The 15,813-nt window shown below is 72.2% G+C and carries 14 protein-coding genes; 8 read left to right on the forward strand and 6 right to left on the reverse strand.

The window, feature by feature from the left end; all coding sequences use genetic code 11:
• Positions 1 to 97: 97 nt before the first annotated feature.
• Positions 98 to 565 (forward strand): nitroreductase family deazaflavin-dependent oxidoreductase, encoded by a 468-nt coding sequence (locus tag C8E87_RS05460; protein ID WP_133876636.1) that lies wholly within the window; start codon positions 98 to 100, stop codon positions 563 to 565.
• An 86-nt stretch (positions 566 to 651) separates the two neighbouring features.
• Here C8E87_RS05460 and C8E87_RS05465 read toward each other — a convergent pair whose 3' ends face one another.
• Entirely contained in the window at positions 652 to 2,850 is a 2,199-nt protein-coding gene (locus C8E87_RS05465; protein WP_133872068.1) for an ABC transporter permease, read from the reverse strand.
• Complete coding sequence (locus C8E87_RS05470; protein ID WP_133872069.1) at positions 2,847 to 3,521, reverse strand: ABC transporter ATP-binding protein; 675 nt, start codon at positions 3,519 to 3,521, stop codon at positions 2,847 to 2,849. Before C8E87_RS05470 ends, C8E87_RS05465 begins: the two co-directional genes overlap by 4 nt.
• A gap of 210 nt (positions 3,522 to 3,731) precedes the next feature.
• Here C8E87_RS05470 and C8E87_RS05475 point away from each other — a divergent pair, with 210 nt between their 5' ends.
• Both C8E87_RS05475 and C8E87_RS05480 read left to right on the forward strand, forming a co-directional pair.
• Complete coding sequence (locus tag C8E87_RS05475) at positions 3,732 to 4,952, forward strand: sensor histidine kinase (RefSeq protein WP_239080267.1); 1,221 nt, start codon at positions 3,732 to 3,734, stop codon at positions 4,950 to 4,952.
• Positions 4,949 to 5,608 carry a response regulator gene (locus tag C8E87_RS05480; RefSeq protein ID WP_133872071.1) on the forward strand — a complete coding sequence of 220 codons (660 nt, stop codon included), beginning with the start codon at positions 4,949 to 4,951 and terminating at the stop codon, positions 5,606 to 5,608. Before C8E87_RS05475 ends, C8E87_RS05480 begins: the two co-directional genes overlap by 4 nt.
• 3 nt (positions 5,609 to 5,611) lie before the next feature.
• Here C8E87_RS05480 and C8E87_RS05485 read toward each other — a convergent pair whose 3' ends face one another.
• Positions 5,612 to 6,511: a serine hydrolase gene (locus C8E87_RS05485; protein ID WP_239080255.1), complete on the reverse strand. Its 900-nt coding sequence runs from the start codon at positions 6,509 to 6,511 to the stop codon at positions 5,612 to 5,614.
• Between the two features lie 167 nt (positions 6,512 to 6,678).
• Here C8E87_RS05485 and C8E87_RS05490 point away from each other — a divergent pair, with 167 nt between their 5' ends.
• Genes C8E87_RS05490 through C8E87_RS05500 form a run of 3 tightly spaced genes read left to right on the forward strand, consistent with a single transcriptional unit; the run spans position 6,679 to position 9,844 of the window.
• The gene (locus tag C8E87_RS05490) at positions 6,679 to 7,524 is read left to right on the forward strand and encodes a CPBP family intramembrane glutamic endopeptidase (protein ID WP_133872072.1); all 846 of its coding nucleotides are present in this window, start codon (positions 6,679 to 6,681) and stop codon (positions 7,522 to 7,524) included.
• Between the two features lie 23 nt (positions 7,525 to 7,547).
• The gene (locus tag C8E87_RS45325) at positions 7,548 to 9,179 is read left to right on the forward strand and encodes a sensor histidine kinase (RefSeq protein ID WP_239080254.1); all 1,632 of its coding nucleotides are present in this window, start codon (positions 7,548 to 7,550) and stop codon (positions 9,177 to 9,179) included.
• Complete coding sequence (locus C8E87_RS05500) at positions 9,176 to 9,844, forward strand: response regulator (RefSeq protein WP_239080253.1); 669 nt, start codon at positions 9,176 to 9,178, stop codon at positions 9,842 to 9,844. Before C8E87_RS45325 ends, C8E87_RS05500 begins: the two co-directional genes overlap by 4 nt.
• On the opposite strand, the gene C8E87_RS05505 is transcribed toward C8E87_RS05500, so the two are convergent.
• Both C8E87_RS05505 and C8E87_RS05510 read right to left on the reverse strand, forming a co-directional pair.
• Positions 9,814 to 11,343 (reverse strand): sensor histidine kinase, encoded by a 1,530-nt coding sequence (locus C8E87_RS05505; protein ID WP_133872074.1) that lies wholly within the window; start codon positions 11,341 to 11,343, stop codon positions 9,814 to 9,816. The genes C8E87_RS05500 and C8E87_RS05505 overlap by 31 nt on opposite strands.
• A gap of 30 nt (positions 11,344 to 11,373) precedes the next feature.
• Positions 11,374 to 11,748 carry a response regulator gene (locus C8E87_RS05510; RefSeq protein WP_133872075.1) on the reverse strand — a complete coding sequence of 125 codons (375 nt, stop codon included), beginning with the start codon at positions 11,746 to 11,748 and terminating at the stop codon, positions 11,374 to 11,376.
• Between the two features lie 290 nt (positions 11,749 to 12,038).
• On the opposite strand from C8E87_RS05510, the gene C8E87_RS05515 reads away from it, so the two are divergent.
• Both C8E87_RS05515 and C8E87_RS05520 read left to right on the forward strand, forming a co-directional pair.
• Positions 12,039 to 12,272, forward strand: a complete 234-nt coding sequence (locus C8E87_RS05515; protein ID WP_133872076.1) for a hypothetical protein — start codon at positions 12,039 to 12,041, stop codon at positions 12,270 to 12,272.
• A 216-nt stretch (positions 12,273 to 12,488) separates the two neighbouring features.
• On the forward strand, positions 12,489 to 14,306 hold the full coding sequence (locus tag C8E87_RS05520; RefSeq protein ID WP_133872077.1) for an anthranilate synthase family protein: 1,818 nt from the start codon (positions 12,489 to 12,491) through the stop codon (positions 14,304 to 14,306).
• Positions 14,307 to 14,367: 61 nt separating this feature from the next.
• On the opposite strand, the gene C8E87_RS05525 is transcribed toward C8E87_RS05520, so the two are convergent.
• A complete protein-coding gene (locus C8E87_RS05525; RefSeq protein WP_133872078.1) occupies positions 14,368 to 15,720 on the reverse strand; it encodes an alpha/beta fold hydrolase in 1,353 nt (450 codons plus the stop codon).
• Positions 15,721 to 15,813: the final 93 nt, after the last annotated feature.

A 15,813-nucleotide genomic window follows, 5' to 3' on the forward strand; every position in this document is an offset into this window, starting at 1 on the left:
GCTAGAACCTGACGCCGACGTGAGGGGCAAACATAGCGACGCGGGTCACCCCGTGTGCTTTGATGCTGCCGTGCGATGGAGCGAGTTGATCGTCCGGATGGGTCGTTACCGGTGGTTCGCCGCCACCGGGCGGTTTCTTGTGCCGCTCGACCGGCGGTTGATCCGGCTCACCAAGGGACGGTTCTCGGTGACCGGGTGGCGCACGTCGCCGCCGACGCTGCTGCTGACCACTCGGGGGCGCAGGAGCGGGCTGCCGCGCGAACGGCCGGTGCTGTACGCGCGCGACGGTGACGCGTTCGTCGTGATCGGCTCGAACTGGGGGCAGGACCATCATCCGAGCTGGTCGGTGAACCTGCTGGCCGACCCGCAGGCCACGGTCACGATCGGCGGGGAGAGCACCGCCGTACGGGCCGTGCTGGTCGAGGGCCAGGAACGGGAACGGCTGTGGCCGCTGCTGCTGCGGGTGTGGCCGGCTTTCCGCGACTACGACGCCCGCGCCGACCGCGCCCTGCGCATCTTCCGCCTCGAACCGGTCACCACACCGAACCACGAGCCGGCCGGGTAACCAGCACCCACCCGCCGCTGCTGGTGCGGGGGCTCGAGGCCTTCCTGGCCGCCACCCGGGACGAACGCCGAGCCGCCCTGCGCACGCTATTCCGTCCGTAAAGCCGTCGCCGTACGGGTCCGGGCCGCCCACCCGGCCGGCAGCAGGGCGCCCAGCAGCGCGATGACCGGCCCACCCAACGCCACCCCGGCGAGCAGCATCGGTCCGTACACGTCGAGCAGCGAGTCCGGCAGGTTGAGGCCGCCGCTCGCCGCCATGGCCGGGACGACCAGGCGTTGCATCGTGATGCCGGCCGGCACGCCGAGCAGGGCCCCGAGCAGGCCCACCCCGGCGACCGAGGCGATCACCATCGCCACGGTCTGGCGTGGGGTCATGCCGAGCGCCTTGTGCACTCCCAGGTCGTGGACGCGGTCGCGCAGGTCGAGAACCAGCATGTTGAGCACGCCCAGCGCGGCCACCGCGAGCAGCAGCAGCGTCAACGTCAGGGTCAGGCCCTGCACCACGGCCAGCAGCGGGTCGATCTCGCCGCCGTTCGGGTGCGCGGACAGGTCACGGCCGGCCAGCGCGGCGTTCAGGGCATCCGTGTACGCGTTCTTGTCGGTTCCGCCGGTCAGGGCGATGCGCCACTCCCCCGGCCTCAGGTCGGGGATCGTGGCGGCCGCGGTGAACACGCCCCCGCTGGTCTCGAACACCTCGCCGACGATGTGCAGGCGTACGGGCTGGTTCTCGACCTTGATCTGGACGGTGTCCCCCACTCGCGCGCCGGTCGCGCTCAGGAACTGCGCGCCGGCCACCGCCTCGCCGGGCGCGGTGAACCATCGGCCGCTCACCATCACGAAGCCGTCCCAGGCGGCGTCGCCGCTGATCGCGGTGACGCTGAACGGATCGCTGACGCCGGGCGCCGTTCCCGGGGCTTGGCCGAGCCCGTACGCAGCCCGGGTCCCCGCCTGGGCCGTGATCACGGGGAGCGCGTCGGTGGCGGCGCCGGGCGGGCCCGCCACGAACACGTCCGCGTTGTCCTGCTCGATCGCGGACTGGATGCGCACCAGTGAGGCCGCCAGCCCGGTGGCGAAGGTGACCGCGGCCGCCCCGGTCGCCACGGCCAGCAGGATCGCCGTCGTCCGCACCGGACGCGCGAACGGCCGGGCCAGCCCGAGCGCCACAGGGCGTGGCAAAGGCAGCCGGGCGGCGAGGCGTCCCGCCCATCGGCCGCGTACGGGTCCGGTCGCGCGCCCGACCGCGATGGCGTCCACGGTGCGCAGCCGTCCGGCCCGCAGCGCCGCCGCCCAGGCGCTCACTGCCACCACGGCGAGCACCCCGCCTGTCGCGACCAGGGTCACCCACCAGGCGATGGCCGCGCCGGAGGACCCGTACAGCTGCTCGGTCTCGGCCAGCACGGGCAGCGCGATCACGTTGCCCGCCAGCGCGCCCACGACCCCGCCGGCGGCCGCCGGGATCAGAGCCTGGGCGACGAACGCGCGGACGATCCCGGCCGGGGTGCAGCCGAGCGCCTTGAGGATGCCGATGCGCCGGGTGGCCGCCCCGACCGCGCCGGCGATCACCGTGCCCACCACGAGCACCGCCATCACGATGCCGAGCAGCGCGAACGCAACGAGGAAGGGCACGAACACGGCGGCCTGCTCGACGGCCTGCTGCCGGACGTCGAGCCAGGACCGCGCGCCGGCGACCGCACCCGCCGGCAGGGCTGCCTCGACGGCGGCGCGAGCGGTCTCGACCTCGGCGGCCGTGCCCGCGGCGGCGAACCGGTACAGCATCTGAGTGCCCTGGACCCTGCCGAGCTTGTCCACGGCGGACGGTGACACCCACGCCGTAGCGGTGGCGCTGACCGAGCGGGCCACGCCGACCACTTTCAGCGTCACGCCGTCGCGGGTGGTCAGTCGCTCGCCGAGCGGCATGCGGAACCCGCCGTCGCCGATCACGATCTCGTCCGGGCCGGTCGCCCAGCGCCCCTCGGTCACCTCGATCCGGTCGACGGCCCCGCCGGGCTCGGCACGGGCGACCACGGTCAGCGACGGCCCCTGCAAGGGCAGGTCAAGGACCGGGTACGGGCCGGCCGACGCCACCACTCCGGGCACTTCGGCGGGCTGAACACCGGGGGCGAGCTGGACGGTGAGGTGCGCCCCGCGCTGAGCGGCGAACGAGTTGTCGAACGGCGCCCGCGACGCGACCAGCAGGCCCGCGCCCAGCACGGTGGCGGTGACAGCGGCCGCGGAGACCAGCGCGATCACCAAGGTCTGCAGCCGCTTACGCCGCAGGCTCCTCATCGCTCCTCCTCAGCGCGGCCGTCGCGCATGGCGACCGTACGGGTGGCGCACGCCTCGGCCAGCCGCAGGTCGTGCGTGACCAGCACGATCGTCTGCCCGCTGTCGTGCAGGTCGTTGAGCAGGCGCCGCACGTCGTCGCCGGAGGCGGTGTCGAGCGCGCCGGTCGGCTCGTCGGCCAGCAGCAACGCCGGTCGGTTGACCAGCGCCCGCGCCACGGCGACGCGCTGCCGTTCCCCACCGGAGAGCCTTCCCGGGTACGCGTCGGCGTGCCGGGCGATCCCCAGCGAGTGCAGCAGCCCGGTCGCGCGGTCGTGGGCCTGCTTCCTCGAACCGCCCGCGAGTTGCGCGGGCAGCAGCACGTTGTCGAGCACGGTCAGGTCGTCGAGCAGGTTGAAGAACTGGAAGACGAGCCCGATGTGCGCGCGCCGGAACCGGGCCGAGGCCGCCTCGCCCAGCGTCTCGACCCGGGTGCCGGCCACCGTGACCGTGCCCTCGTCCGGCCGGTCCAGCCCGGCGATCAGGTTGAGCAACGTGGACTTGCCGCTGCCGGACGGGCCGAGCACGGCCACGGAATCGCCCGGCTTCACGGTCAGCGACACGTCGTGCAGCGCGGGCGGGCCGTCGTCGTAGCGGCGGGTCACCCCGCGCAGGTCGATCACCGGGTCGGTCATGGCGTGCTCCTTCATGTGGGTCGCTGCGTCGCCCTGTGCCGGGCCGGCCGCTGTGACGCTAGGGCCGGGCCGGGTCCGTGCGCGTCCGTCAGGCGACGCATCGGCCGTACCGTAGAAGGCGGATCCGCGTCCGTCGTCAACCCAGGGATGTAGTCCCAGGGACCGATGACCGGGCCGGTGGCAGCGGGCCAGAATGAGCCGGTGAAACGGATGCAGGCCACCGGACCCCTGCCGCGACCGGGCTGGCGCGCGTTGCTGCTCGACGCCGCGCTGGCCCTGGTGCTCGGGCTCGTCTGCTTCCAGGCCGCCACCGACGACGCCGCGATCCTGCGGCCACTGCCGACGTTCCCGCCGATGCCGCCCGACCCCTGGATGCCGCAGCCACCGCAGGAATCGGACCTCGGGGCGCTGCTGCTCGTCTTCGTGCTGTGCGCGCCGCTCGTGCTGCGCCGCCGCTACCCGCTGGGTGTGCTCTGGGCGACCGTGCTGGCGTCGGTGCTGGCGCTGCTGAGCAAGGGCGAACTGCAGCCCAACCTCTACCCGTGTGTGGTGGTCGCGTCGCTGATCGCCGTTTACAGCGCGGCCGCCCACAGCCCTTACCGTGCGCCCGCCCTGGCCAGTATCGCGGTGGCGGCGCTGATCGGGCTGACCGTGATCGACGTGCCCGGCGGCGACTACCTGCCGTTCCTGCTGCTGGCCCCGCTGACCGCCGCGGCCGGTGGCAACTACGTGTGGCAGCGGCGGGCCGGGGAGGACAGGGCCCGGATCGCCGCCGAGGCCCGAGCCCAGGCCGAGGCGCTGCGTGACGCGGTCGACGGCGAACGGGCCCGGATCGCCCGCGAGCTGCACGACGTGGTGACGCACCACGTCAGCGTGATGGTCATCCAGGCCGGAGCGGCCCGGGCGGTGCTTGCCGCGCAGCCCGACGAGGCGCGGGAGGCACTGCTCGCGGTCGAGGCGACCGGCCGGTCGGCGCTGACCGAGCTGCGCAACGTGATGGGGTTGCTGTCCGAGCCGGCGGCCATATCGGTGGAAGCGCCACAGCCGGGCATAGAGGGGCTGCCCGCGCTGGTCGGGCGCATGCGTGACGCCGGGGTGCCGGTGCTGCTCACAGTGCTCGGCGAGGAACGGCCGATTCCGCCGGGCGTCGGGCTGACCGCGTATCGCGTCGTGCAGGAGGCGTTGACGAACATGGTGCGGCACGCGCCCGGGGCCACCGCCATGGTGCTGGTCGAACACGGCCCCGGCGAGCTCCGGGTCGAGGTGACCAACACCGAGCCCACCGGCCTCGCCGCCACCGGGCCGACGGGCGGGCGCGGGCTCATCGGCCTGCGCGAACGGCTCGCCGTCTACGGTGGGACCCTGCGAGCCGAGGCCCGGCCCGGCGAGGGCTTCCTGGTCGAGGCCGTGATCCCCGTGGAGTCGGCGTGACGGTGCGCGTGGTGGTGGCCGACGATCAGGCGCTGGTCCGTACTGGCTTCCGCATGATCCTTACGGCGGCCGGGGTGGACGTGGTGGCCGAGGCCGCGAACGGCGCCGAGGCGATCGAGGCCGTCCGGCGCACCCGCCCCGACGTGGTGCTGATGGACGTGCGGATGCCCGAGCTCGACGGCCTCGAGGCAACCCGCCGCATCCTCACCGGGGCGTCCGCGGCGCCACGCATCATCATCCTGACCACGTTCGACCTCGACCAGTACGTCTATGCCGCGCTCGCCGCCGGGGCCAGCGGTTTCCTGCTCAAGGACGTCACCCCGGAACACCTGGTCGCCGCCGTGCTCACCGTCCAGGACGGCGACGCCCTGCTCGCCCCCGCGATCACGCGGCGGCTGGTGAGCCGGTTCGCCCGCCGCGAACCGCAGACCACGACGGTGCACCGCGACCTGGCCACCCTCACACCCCGCGAGACCGAGGTGCTGCGCCGGCTGGCCGGCGGCCTGAGCAACGCCGAACTGGCGGCCGAGCTGCACCTGTCCGAGGCCACGGTCAAGACGCACGTGGCCCGCATCCTCGGCAAGCTCCAGCTGCGCGACCGGGTCCAGGCGGTCGTCGTCGCCTACGAGACCGGCCTGGTCAGCCCCGGCGGGTGACCGTCAGTACTTCAGGTGTTCCCGCGTCAGCTGGGCCACCTTCTCGACCAGGGCGATGCCGCTGTCCATCGACGGGTTGTTGTGCGACAGCACGGCCACCGAGACGTCCACATTGCCGTCGGGCGAGGTGACCCGGCCGATCGTGTTGACCGCCCACAGCCCGCCGTCGGCCGAGCGGGTGTCCCAGCCGTTCTTGACCGTGGTGGTCTCGCCCGGCTTGGCCACGGAGGGCACGCCCCAGTCCTGTTCGTCGGCGACCGTGTTCATCAGCGTGAACGCCGTCTTGCGGGACTTCTCGTCGAGGGGGCCGCGCGGGTCGACAAGCCGCGTCAGCAGCTTGACCTGGTCGGTCGCGGTGGTCTTGGTCAGGCCCCAGGCCCGGTTCACTGTCGTCTGGGTCAGGCCCATCCGCTTGTTGCACTTGGTGATCGCGCTCTTGCCGCCCAGGTGCTCGAACAACTCGGTCGTCGCGTTGTTGTCGCTGAACTGGATCATGGGCTTGGCCAGCGCCATCTCGCTCTCGGTGGGCTCGCGGTCGGCGTCCTGCGCCTTTAGCAGCTCGCACGCGAGGATCTGGGCCTTGACGATGCTGGCGGTGTCGAACTTCGTCGCGCCCTGATACGCGTACGTCTGTCCGGTTTTCCGGTCGATGACGGCGACCGAGAAATCGGGGGTCTCGGCCGCGACCTGCTTGAGGGCGGCGTCGAGCTGCTTGGCGCGTTTCGCCCGCTCGATCCGCGCCAGCTCCTCGGGGCTGGGGCCGGCCGGCTTCTTGTCCTTGCCGGTCAGCGCCGCGACCGCGCCACCGCTGTCGTCGCCGCCCATACCGAGAGCAATGAGGCCGCCGCCGCCGAGGATCACGGCCGCCGCCACAGCAATGAGGAGGTTTCGGGATCGCCGCACCGGAGCATAGTGCCGCCTTCTGCCCGCAGGATCAAACCCTCACACACAGGGCATCCCCGTCGATACTTTAGGTGATCGTCGCGGGGCGGCATCCCCCGGACGAGCTACCCCCGATTGCCCACCGCACGGTGACTCCGGCGAAGGCGCTCGTCCATAGCGTTTTTCCCATGTCGATGACCAAGGTTCCGCGCCTGCTCCGCCCGATCGGGCTCCGTCTGTTCTTCCTGTTCGTGACGTTCCTCGCCGCGGATGTGCTCCTGGCCCCGGTGGCCGTGTTCGCCGCCCGCAACCCGATCACCGGCGTCCTGGCCGGGTTCGCCGTCGCGGGAGCGGCACTGGTGCTTTATGTCCGGCTGGTGGGGTGGCTCGAACAGCGGCCGGTGACCGAGTTGGACCGGACGACCATGCGGGAAGGGCTGCTGCGCGGCCTGTGGACAGGGTTGGCACTTTTCTCCGCGCTCATGCTGCTGATCGTCGTCAGCAACGGCTGGCGGTTCGGCGGCTACGGCTCGATCGGCGACATGATCGCGACGTTCGGGCTGATGGCGGGGGTCGCGACCCTGGAGGAACTGCTGTTCCGGGGCGTGCTGTTCCGGATCGTCGAGGAATGGGCGGGCACTGTCGTCGCGCTGGTCGTGTCGGCGACGTTCTTCGGCGGCCTGCACCTGCTCAACCCGGGAGCGACGCTGTGGGGCGCGCTGGCCATCGCGGTCGAGGCCGGCCTGCTGCTCGGGGCGGCGTACGTGCTCTTCCGCAACCTGTGGGTGCCGATCGGCCTGCACCTGGGCTGGAACTTCGCCGAGTCCGGCATCTTCGGGGCCACCACCTCGGGTTCGAGTGGCACCGTGGGCGGCCTGCTCACCGGGACCCCGCACGGCCCGGCAATCGTCAGCGGCGGTGGTTTCGGGCCCGAGGCCAGCATTTACGCCGTGCTGGTGTGCCTGACGGCAGCTTACTTCCTTCTCCGTACGGCCCGTCGCCGCGGCCTTGTCCACAGGGCCTCCTGGCGGTGACGTCCGGCCGCTACGCTGCCCCCGTGTTCCGGCGTCCCGCCCCGACGGCCCAGCGCTCCCCCGCCCCTACGGCGCGGCGCTGGTCCGCCGCCCGGCGTTTCTCCGCCCCGGCGGCCCAGGGGTTCTCCCCGCCGGCCCGGCGTTGGGCGCGCTGGGCCGCGGGCTGGCGGGCCCGCCCGGTGCCGGTCCGTGACGGGCTGCTCGCCCTGGCGCTGGCGCTGCTGGCCTTCGTCCCGCCGCTGTCCGGCCAGGGCACCCGGCTCGGTGAGCTGCCGATCCGCCCTGTCGACGGGCTCGCCGTGGTGGCCGCGCTCGCCATGTCGCTGCCGCTGACGTTCCGCCGCCGCGCGCCGGCGATCACCCTGACGATCGTGGCGGCCGGGTTCGTGGTCCAGGAGCTCCGGGGTTACGGCACGTTCGCCAGCATCGGCCTGATCATCGCCCTCTTCAGCGCGGCGGCCCACCTGTCCCGGTTCCGCCCCGCCACAGCGGTCGCGGCCGCGGTGGCGTACGCCGGTCTGGTCCGTGGCCTGCAGTCGGCCGGCTCCACTGCGTCCCCGTCGGACTACACGATCTTCTTCCTCTGCCTGTGCGGCGCGTGGGCAGCCGGCTCCTGGACGCGGGGCCGACGGGTTCTCGAGGCCGAGCGCGCCCGCCGGGTCGCCGCCGAGATCCGAGCCGCCGAAAGGGCAGGCATCGCCCGCGAACTGCACGACGTGGTGACCCACCACGTCACAGCAATCGTCGTCCAGGCCGGCGCGGCACAGTTCCTGACAGCCGACCCCACCCGCACCGCCGAGAGCCTGACCGCCATCGGCGACACCGGCCGCCGGGCCTTGGCCGAACTCCGCGATCTGCTCGAAGTCCTCAACCCCGACCGCGTGACCGCCTCCCCGACCCACCCTTCACCTTCTCCCGCCCCGAGCGCATCCGGTCCGCCCTCCCCCTCGCCGGACCAGCACCCACCCGCCCCTCGCACGGCCTCGCCTTTTCCCGGCCTGGATCCGCCCACCGCTTCCACCTCCCCGGAGTCGCCTGCACGTTCCTCAGGGTCGCCTGCAGCCTCCTTGGAGTCACCCTCGCACCCATCCGGGCCACCTACGCCCTCTCCAGGGCCGGCTCCGGGGTTGCAACCGCCATCCGCGGCTCCCCGCTCCCCCGAGCCACGCTCCCCCCTCACCGCCCCGAACCCACGGGCCCCCTCCCAGCACCCCGCCGCGAACCCGCCCGCCGGTTTCTCTCGGCAGGCCCCGCGCAATCGGCAGCCGGGAATGTCGGATGTGTCGCTGCTCGTCGAGCAGGTTCGGGGCGCTGGACAACCGGTTGAGCTGGTCGAGGACGGCCATCCCGCGCCGCTGGGTGAGGGGCGCCAGATCACCGCCTACCGCGTGGTGCAGGAATGCCTCACCAACGCGATGAAGTACGCGCCCGGCGGCCGGACCGTCGTGCGCTTGGACCACCGGCCCGACGGCGTGCGCATCGAGGTCACCACCGATCCCGTCGACGGCGCGAGCAACCCGGCCGGCAGCTCCGGGCGCGGGCTGGCCGGACTGCGCGCGCGGGTCGAGGTGTTCGGCGGCGAACTGACGGCCGGCCCCCGGCCCGACCAGGTCTTCGCCGTCACCGCCCACATCCCCACGGAGGCCTCACCGTGACGCTCAAGGTGCTGGTCTGTGACGACCAGGCCCTCGTACGCACCGGTTTCGTCACCATCTTCGACGCGCAGCCCGACATGACAGTGGTCGGCGAGGCGTCCGACGGCCGCACCGGAGTCGACCTGGCCCTGCGGCTCCGGCCCGACGTCGTGGTGATGGACGTGCGCATGCCGGTGATGGACGGCATCGAGGCCACCCACCAGCTGGCCGGCCCCGCGGCCGCCGACCCGATCAAGGTTCTGGTGGTCACGACCTTCAACCTCGACGAGTACGTCTATGCCGCGCTCAACGCCGGGGCGAGCGGTTTCCTGCTCAAGGACGCGGCCCCGCCCGAACTCGCGGCGGCGGTGCGCACGGTCGCGGCCGGGGATTCGCTGCTCGCCCCCGCGGTGACCGGTCGCCTGATCGGCCGGTTCGCGCAGCGGATCCGCCCGGCCTCGTTGTCCGGCGGCGCCGTGGCGGCCGAGGTGCTGACGCCGCGCGAGCTGGAGGTGCTGCGCCTGATGGCCACCGGCATGTCCAACGGCGAGATCGCGGGCGCCCTGGTGATCGGTTCCGAGACCGTCAAGACGTACGTCTCCCGCATCCTGACGAAGCTGGCGTTGCGGGACCGTGTGCACGCGGTGGTGTACGCCTACGAGACGGGGCTGGTCCGTCCGGGGTGACCGCCGGAGCCGGGTTCCAGGGGCAGCGTGATGGTGACGGTGGTGCCGACGTTCTCGGTCGACTCGACGGTGATGGCGCCGCCGTGGTTGTCGATGATCGTGCGGACGATCGCCAGGCCCAGGCCGGTGCCGGGGACGGCCTGCTTGATGGCGTTGGTGGCGCGGAAGAACCGGACGAACAACGCCTGCTGCTCGTCGGCGGGGATGCCCATCCCGGTGTCGGCGACCGTGAGCACGGCCCGGTCGTCGAGGCGTTCGGCGCGTACCGTCACCGTGCCGCCGGGTGGGGTGAACTTGACGGCGTTGGACAGCACGTTCTCGAGCACCCGGTCGAGCTGGCCGCTGTCGCCGCGCACCGGCAGCGGACCGCGGATGTCCAGGTGCAGGCCGACCGAGCCCTTCGCGGCGACCGGGCCGAGCGCGACCAGCGCCCTGTCGACGGTGCGGGCCAGGTCGAGCGGGGTGCGGTCGCTGCCGTAACCGCCCGACTCGATCTTCGACAGCGTCAACAGGTCCTCGATCAGGTCCCGCAGGCGTTTGGCGTTCCGCGAAATCACCTCGAGCATGCGGCGCTGAGCGTCGTTCAGTTCGTCCGGAGCGCTGTCGCGCATCAGCTCGAGATAGCCGGAGATGCTGGTCAGTGGCGTGCGAAGCTCGTGCGACACGGTCGCCATGAAGTCGTTCTTGACGGTGTCGAGGGCCTGCAGGCGGGCGCTGACCTGCTCCTCCCGGCGCCTGATGTGCTCGCTCTGCTCCGCGGCCGCGTTGACGGCCTCGGCCACCGCGCGGATCTCGGCCGGCCCGATGGTCACGTCGGCACGGGCGTCGAGCTTTCCCGCCCGTACGGCATCGAGCGTCCGCACCACCGCATCGAGGGGCCGCGTGATGCGGCGGCTCGTGCACACCGCCGTGACGACGGCGATCACCGCGGCCGCCACGGTCAGCACCGAGATGGCCGCGATCGCCGCCGCCTGCAGCGAGTGGGCCTGGTCACGCAGGCGGCCGGCGCGGGCGGCCAGCGTGCGGCGGAGTTCCTCGTTGGCCGAGATGAAATCCTGGAACAGCGGGCTTGCCTGCTCCGCGAAGTCGATCGCGGCCCGGCTGCGCGGCGGTTCGAGGCGCTCCCTCTCGGCCAGAACCCACCACAGGTTCGCCTTGTCGATCTGGCGGGCCGCCGCGTCCGCGTCCCGGTTCTGGCTGCGCCGGCGGAGCTCGTCGCCGGCGACCGTGAAGTCCCGGCGCGCCGCGTGGTAGGTGTCGAGCATCCGCTCGTCGCCTGTGAGCAGGTAGCCGCGCAGCCCTCGCTGGGCGTCGGTGAGCACAGAGCGCAGCCCCGCGTTGGCCAGCTGCGACGGTTGCACCTCGCCGGTCAGCTGCTGCACGGCCCGGTGCTGCACCAGCACCGCGGCCAGCCCGACCAGACCGGACCCGATGATGAGCGCGACCAGAACCGCGAACGCCCGGCTCAGCAGCCTCCCGACGGACCCGTCACGTCGCATCGTCCCGACGTACGCCCGCCCACCCGGCCCTCACGTCCGGGCCCGGGTCAGCAGGGCCTGGACGCGGGACACCAGTTCGCGCGGGCTGAACGGCTTGGTCACGTAGTCGTCGGCGCCGGCGTTGAACCCGCCCTCGACGTCCTGCTCCTGCACGCGGGCGGTCAGCATGATGATCAGGATCCCGGCTGTCGCCGGTTCGGACCGCAGCATCCGGCACACTTCGATGCCCGACAACCCCGGCATGGACACGTCCAGCACCGCCAGCGTGGGCTGCCGGATGCGTGCCTGCTCGACGGCGGACTGCCCGTCCTCGACGGCGATCACCTCGAAACCCGCCTGCTCGAGTTTGAAGGCCACCAGATCGCGGATGTCGGCGTCGTCGTCGGCGACCAGGATCACCGTCACGACAATCTCCCTCGGCTAGGATGCGGTTCTTTCGGTACTTATCGGGACCATATCCGGTTGGTCCGGGTTGTGCGGCCGCTCCGCAAATGCCGACCGCGGCCGGGGCGAATCCAACGCGCGCTGCGCCAATGCCGGGCGCGGGCGCGGCACATCGACGGACGCTGCGCACATGTCGGCCGTGATCGACGGTCGCTCCGCAACCGAGGCGCAACGACTGTGCAGCGGAGCTGCATCCCCGCTCCGGTGTTCTGATTGCAGACCGCGCTGACTTCACCCGGCAGGAGGTTCCCATGAACGCCGTCCTCGATGACATCCGTTGCGAAGCCCTGTTCGTCTCGGACGTCCAACGTTCCCAGCGACCCACCCCCGAGCTGATCCGGGAAGCGGTCGCCGCCACCGTCACCCGCCTCGGCGAGGCCCGCTGCGCCGAACTGGTGGCCCAGGAGTTCGGTGAACACCCCGACTGCGCCACCGACCGCATGCTCTGGGCCCGGAACGCCGTCCGCTCCGCCTTCGCCGCATAGGGCCCGCTCGGGGGAAATTTGGGACAGGGGTGGTGCGGCGATCGTGCCGGGCCGTACGCTCCTCCCCATGCTGTACGCGCGATTGAACTGGTGGCCCGCCTGACCGGCGGCCACGATCTTCGCGCGTAACTCACCACGCGGCCGCCTCCCCGAGGCGGCCGTTTTCTGCATGGTCTGTCCTCGGCCGGCCCCGCCGAGACCCGGAAGAGGACCACCATGCAACCGTTCGCCCTGCTGCACCGTGACGGCGCCGACCACGTCGAGGTGTTCACCGGTGACGTGATCACCGTGTCCGCGCTCGACGACATCCCCCTGCATCGCGGCCGGCCCACGCTCGCCGTGATCCCCTATCGGCAGATCGCCGAGCGCGGCTTCGACTGCGTCGACGACGCCGCGCCGCTGGAATGCCTCGTCGTGCGGTCCTCCCGGCTCGAGCCGCTCGACGCCTTCCCGCCCAGCCCGCTGAGCGTCAGCGAGGGCGGGTTCGACCTCTCCGACGACGAGTACGGCGCCATCGTCGAGGACGTCCTGCGCGACGAGATCGGCCACGGCGAGGGCGCCAACTTCGTGATCCACCGTGTCTTCCGCGCCACCGTCGACGGGGACCCGGTCGCCGCCGCCCGGGCCGCCTTCGGCCGGTTGCTCGCCTCCGAGCAGGGCACCTACTGGACGTTCCTGGTGCACACGGGCACTCGTACGCTGGTCGGCGCCACGCCCGAACGACACGTCAGCGTCGCCGACGGCATCACGATGATGAACCCGATCAGCGGCACCTTCCGCAACGGCTCGGGCCGGCTCCTCGACTTCCTGCGCGACCCCAAGGAGGTCGAGGAGCTCTACATGGTGCTCGACGAGGAGCTGAAGATGATGGCCACGGTCGCCGAGCAGGGCGGCCAGGTCGCGGGCCCGTACCTCAAGCAGATGACCCACCTCACCCACACCGAGTATCTGCTGGCGGGGCGTGGCTCGCTCGACGTGCGTGACGTGCTGCGCGAGACCATGTTCGCCCCCACGGTGACCGGTAGCCCGATCGAGAACGCCTGCCGGGTGATCGCCCGCCACGAGCGCCGCGGCCGCGGTTACTACGCGGGCGTGCTGGCCCTGCTCGACCACGACGACCAGGGACGCCAGACGCTGGACGCGCCGATCCTGATCCGCACGGCCGAGATTTCGCCCGTCGGGGACCTGCGCGTGCCTGTCGGCGCCACGCTCGTGCGGCACTCGACCGCGGCCGGCGAGGTCGCCGAGACCCACACGAAGGCCGCCGGGGTCCTCGCCGCGCTGGGCGCGGTCCCCGCCCGGCCGCAGCCCACCCGCGCCGAGGCCGAATCCCCCGAGGTTCAGGCCGCCCTGGCTGCCCGCAACGACAACCTGGCCCGCTTCTGGCTCGATTCGCGAGCGCCCGGGGCGCTCGTCGTTCCCGAGCTGGCCGGCCGCACAGCGGTGATCGTCGACGGCGAGGACACCTTCACCGGGATGCTGGCCCACCAGCTGAAGGCCCTGGGCCTCGCCGTCACGCTTGTGCCCTGGTCCGCTGCCGCCGCCCCGGAGGTGACGGCGGCGGATCTCGTGATCGCGGGACCGGGGCCGGGCGATCCCGGCGATCTCGCGGACCCCAAGATGGCGGCCATGCGGGCCCTGATCGAGGCCCGGCTCACCGAGGGTCGGCCGCTGCTGGCTGTCTGCCTCGGCCACCAGATCCTGGCGTCGCTGCTCGGGCTGCGGCTGCACCGGCGGGATTCGCCTTATCAGGGCCTGGCCCGCGAGATCGAGCTCTTCGGCGCCACGCGGCGGGTCGGCTTCTACTCCAGCTTCTCCGCGCTTGCGCCGGCCGGCGAGCTGGACACCGCGTACGGGATGGTGGAGATCGCGCGGGACCCCGGGGACTCGACCGTGCACGCCGTGCGCGGGACGGGTTTCGCCGGGGTGCAGTTCCACCCGGAATCGGTGCTGAGCAGGGACGGTCTGGCCGTGCTGGCCGAACTTCTGCCACAAGTCCTCTCCGGAGTGATTAGTCCCGCCACGAACGGGTAGCGAAGAGGGTTGCCGGTGGTTCAAGGGGATCGAGAGCCTCCGCTTGGGCCACCGGCCCCACTCACCCGGCCAGCACATCGTCCAGCACCTCGACGAAGCGACCGGGCTGTTCGAAGGGCACCGCGTGACCCGCGCCGGGCACGACCACGAGCTTCTTGGTGGGTGCCCGGAGCTCGGCGTACCACTCGTCGAAGAGCGCCTGCAGCCCTCGCATCTCGTCCGCGCCCATGACGAACCACGCGGGCACCTGCAGGCTCGGGGCATTGCGGCGCAGGTCGACGGCCTGCATGCGGGGATAGATCACGTCCCAGGTGTCGAGGATCGCGTTCAGCACGTGGATCTTCTGCAGGAGCGTGAACTCCCGGACACCCAGCCCGAAGGCCGGCGGCCGCTGGTGGTACGCCTCGTTCTCGTACAGCATGATCGGCTCGTAGCCCCACACGTCCGGATAGGGCGGAGGGCCCTGCTCGGTGAGCTGCCGGACGACCTCGTCGCGTCCCTCCGAGCGAGCCCACGCGAGGATGTCGTCGTAGAAGATGCGGTCGCCGGCAGGCAGGTTCACCGCCTGGCCCGAGCCGATGTAGGCACGGAACTTCTCGGGATGGCGCTGGACGGCGAGCACCGACAGCAGCGAGCCGCCGGAATGCCCGTACAGGAAGATCTTGTCTTGCCGGAAGCGCTCGCGGAGGTAGTCGGTGACCTCGACGATGTCGGCGACCAGACGATCGAGGGTGACGCGCGACGTCGGGTCGAGCGCAGGGTACGACGAGCCGCCGCCACGCCGATCGAGGGTCGCCATCACGAAACGCTGCTCGACGGCGGCCAGACGGGTGCGGACGTTGCCGAGCTCCGAACCGCCGGGCGCGCCGGGCACGAAGAGCAGGACCGGCGCGTCCAGGTGTGCCCCGCGGATCATCACGCCGAGCCTGCCCACCCGGGCCAGCTCGGCGACACCGCCGGGAATCGTGGCCGTGCGAGCGGGAACGGCGAGCGCCGCCGTGAACAGCAGCAGGCCCGCGGCCGGAAACGCATAGAGCACCCGGCTCACCCGCCTTTTCACCCCGCGACCGGCCGCCAGGCCCAGCAGGATCGGCAGGAGGGTCAGCACCGCCTGCACTCCCCGGCCGGCGACGAGCACTGTCACGCCGAACGGGCTGCCGTGCGGCAGCTCGGCCGAAGGACCAACGACACCCGAACGGGTCAGTTCGAGCGCCAGCTGGAAGGAGACCGGGACGACCAGCCAGACGAGGCGGGAACGACCGAAGCGGCCGGCGGCCCAGCCCACCGCCGCGCTGACGGCGACCGAGCAGAGCGCCTGACTGACGGTGAGGGGGCCACGCGGGGTCCACCACCCCGCGACCACGCCCCAGGCAGCTGCGGGAACGGTCCAGAGGAGCGCCGGAAGAAATGTCATGCCGGTGAGGATGGTGCTCGGCGCCCGGGAGCACAGCCGTCTTCGGTACGGGGCCGACCCAGTACTTTGGTAGGTCCTCAAACGACTCCGGGC

This window comes from Paractinoplanes brasiliensis, from assembly GCF_004362215.1.
Taxonomy (GTDB): Bacteria; Actinomycetota; Actinomycetes; order Mycobacteriales; family Micromonosporaceae; genus Actinoplanes; species Actinoplanes brasiliensis.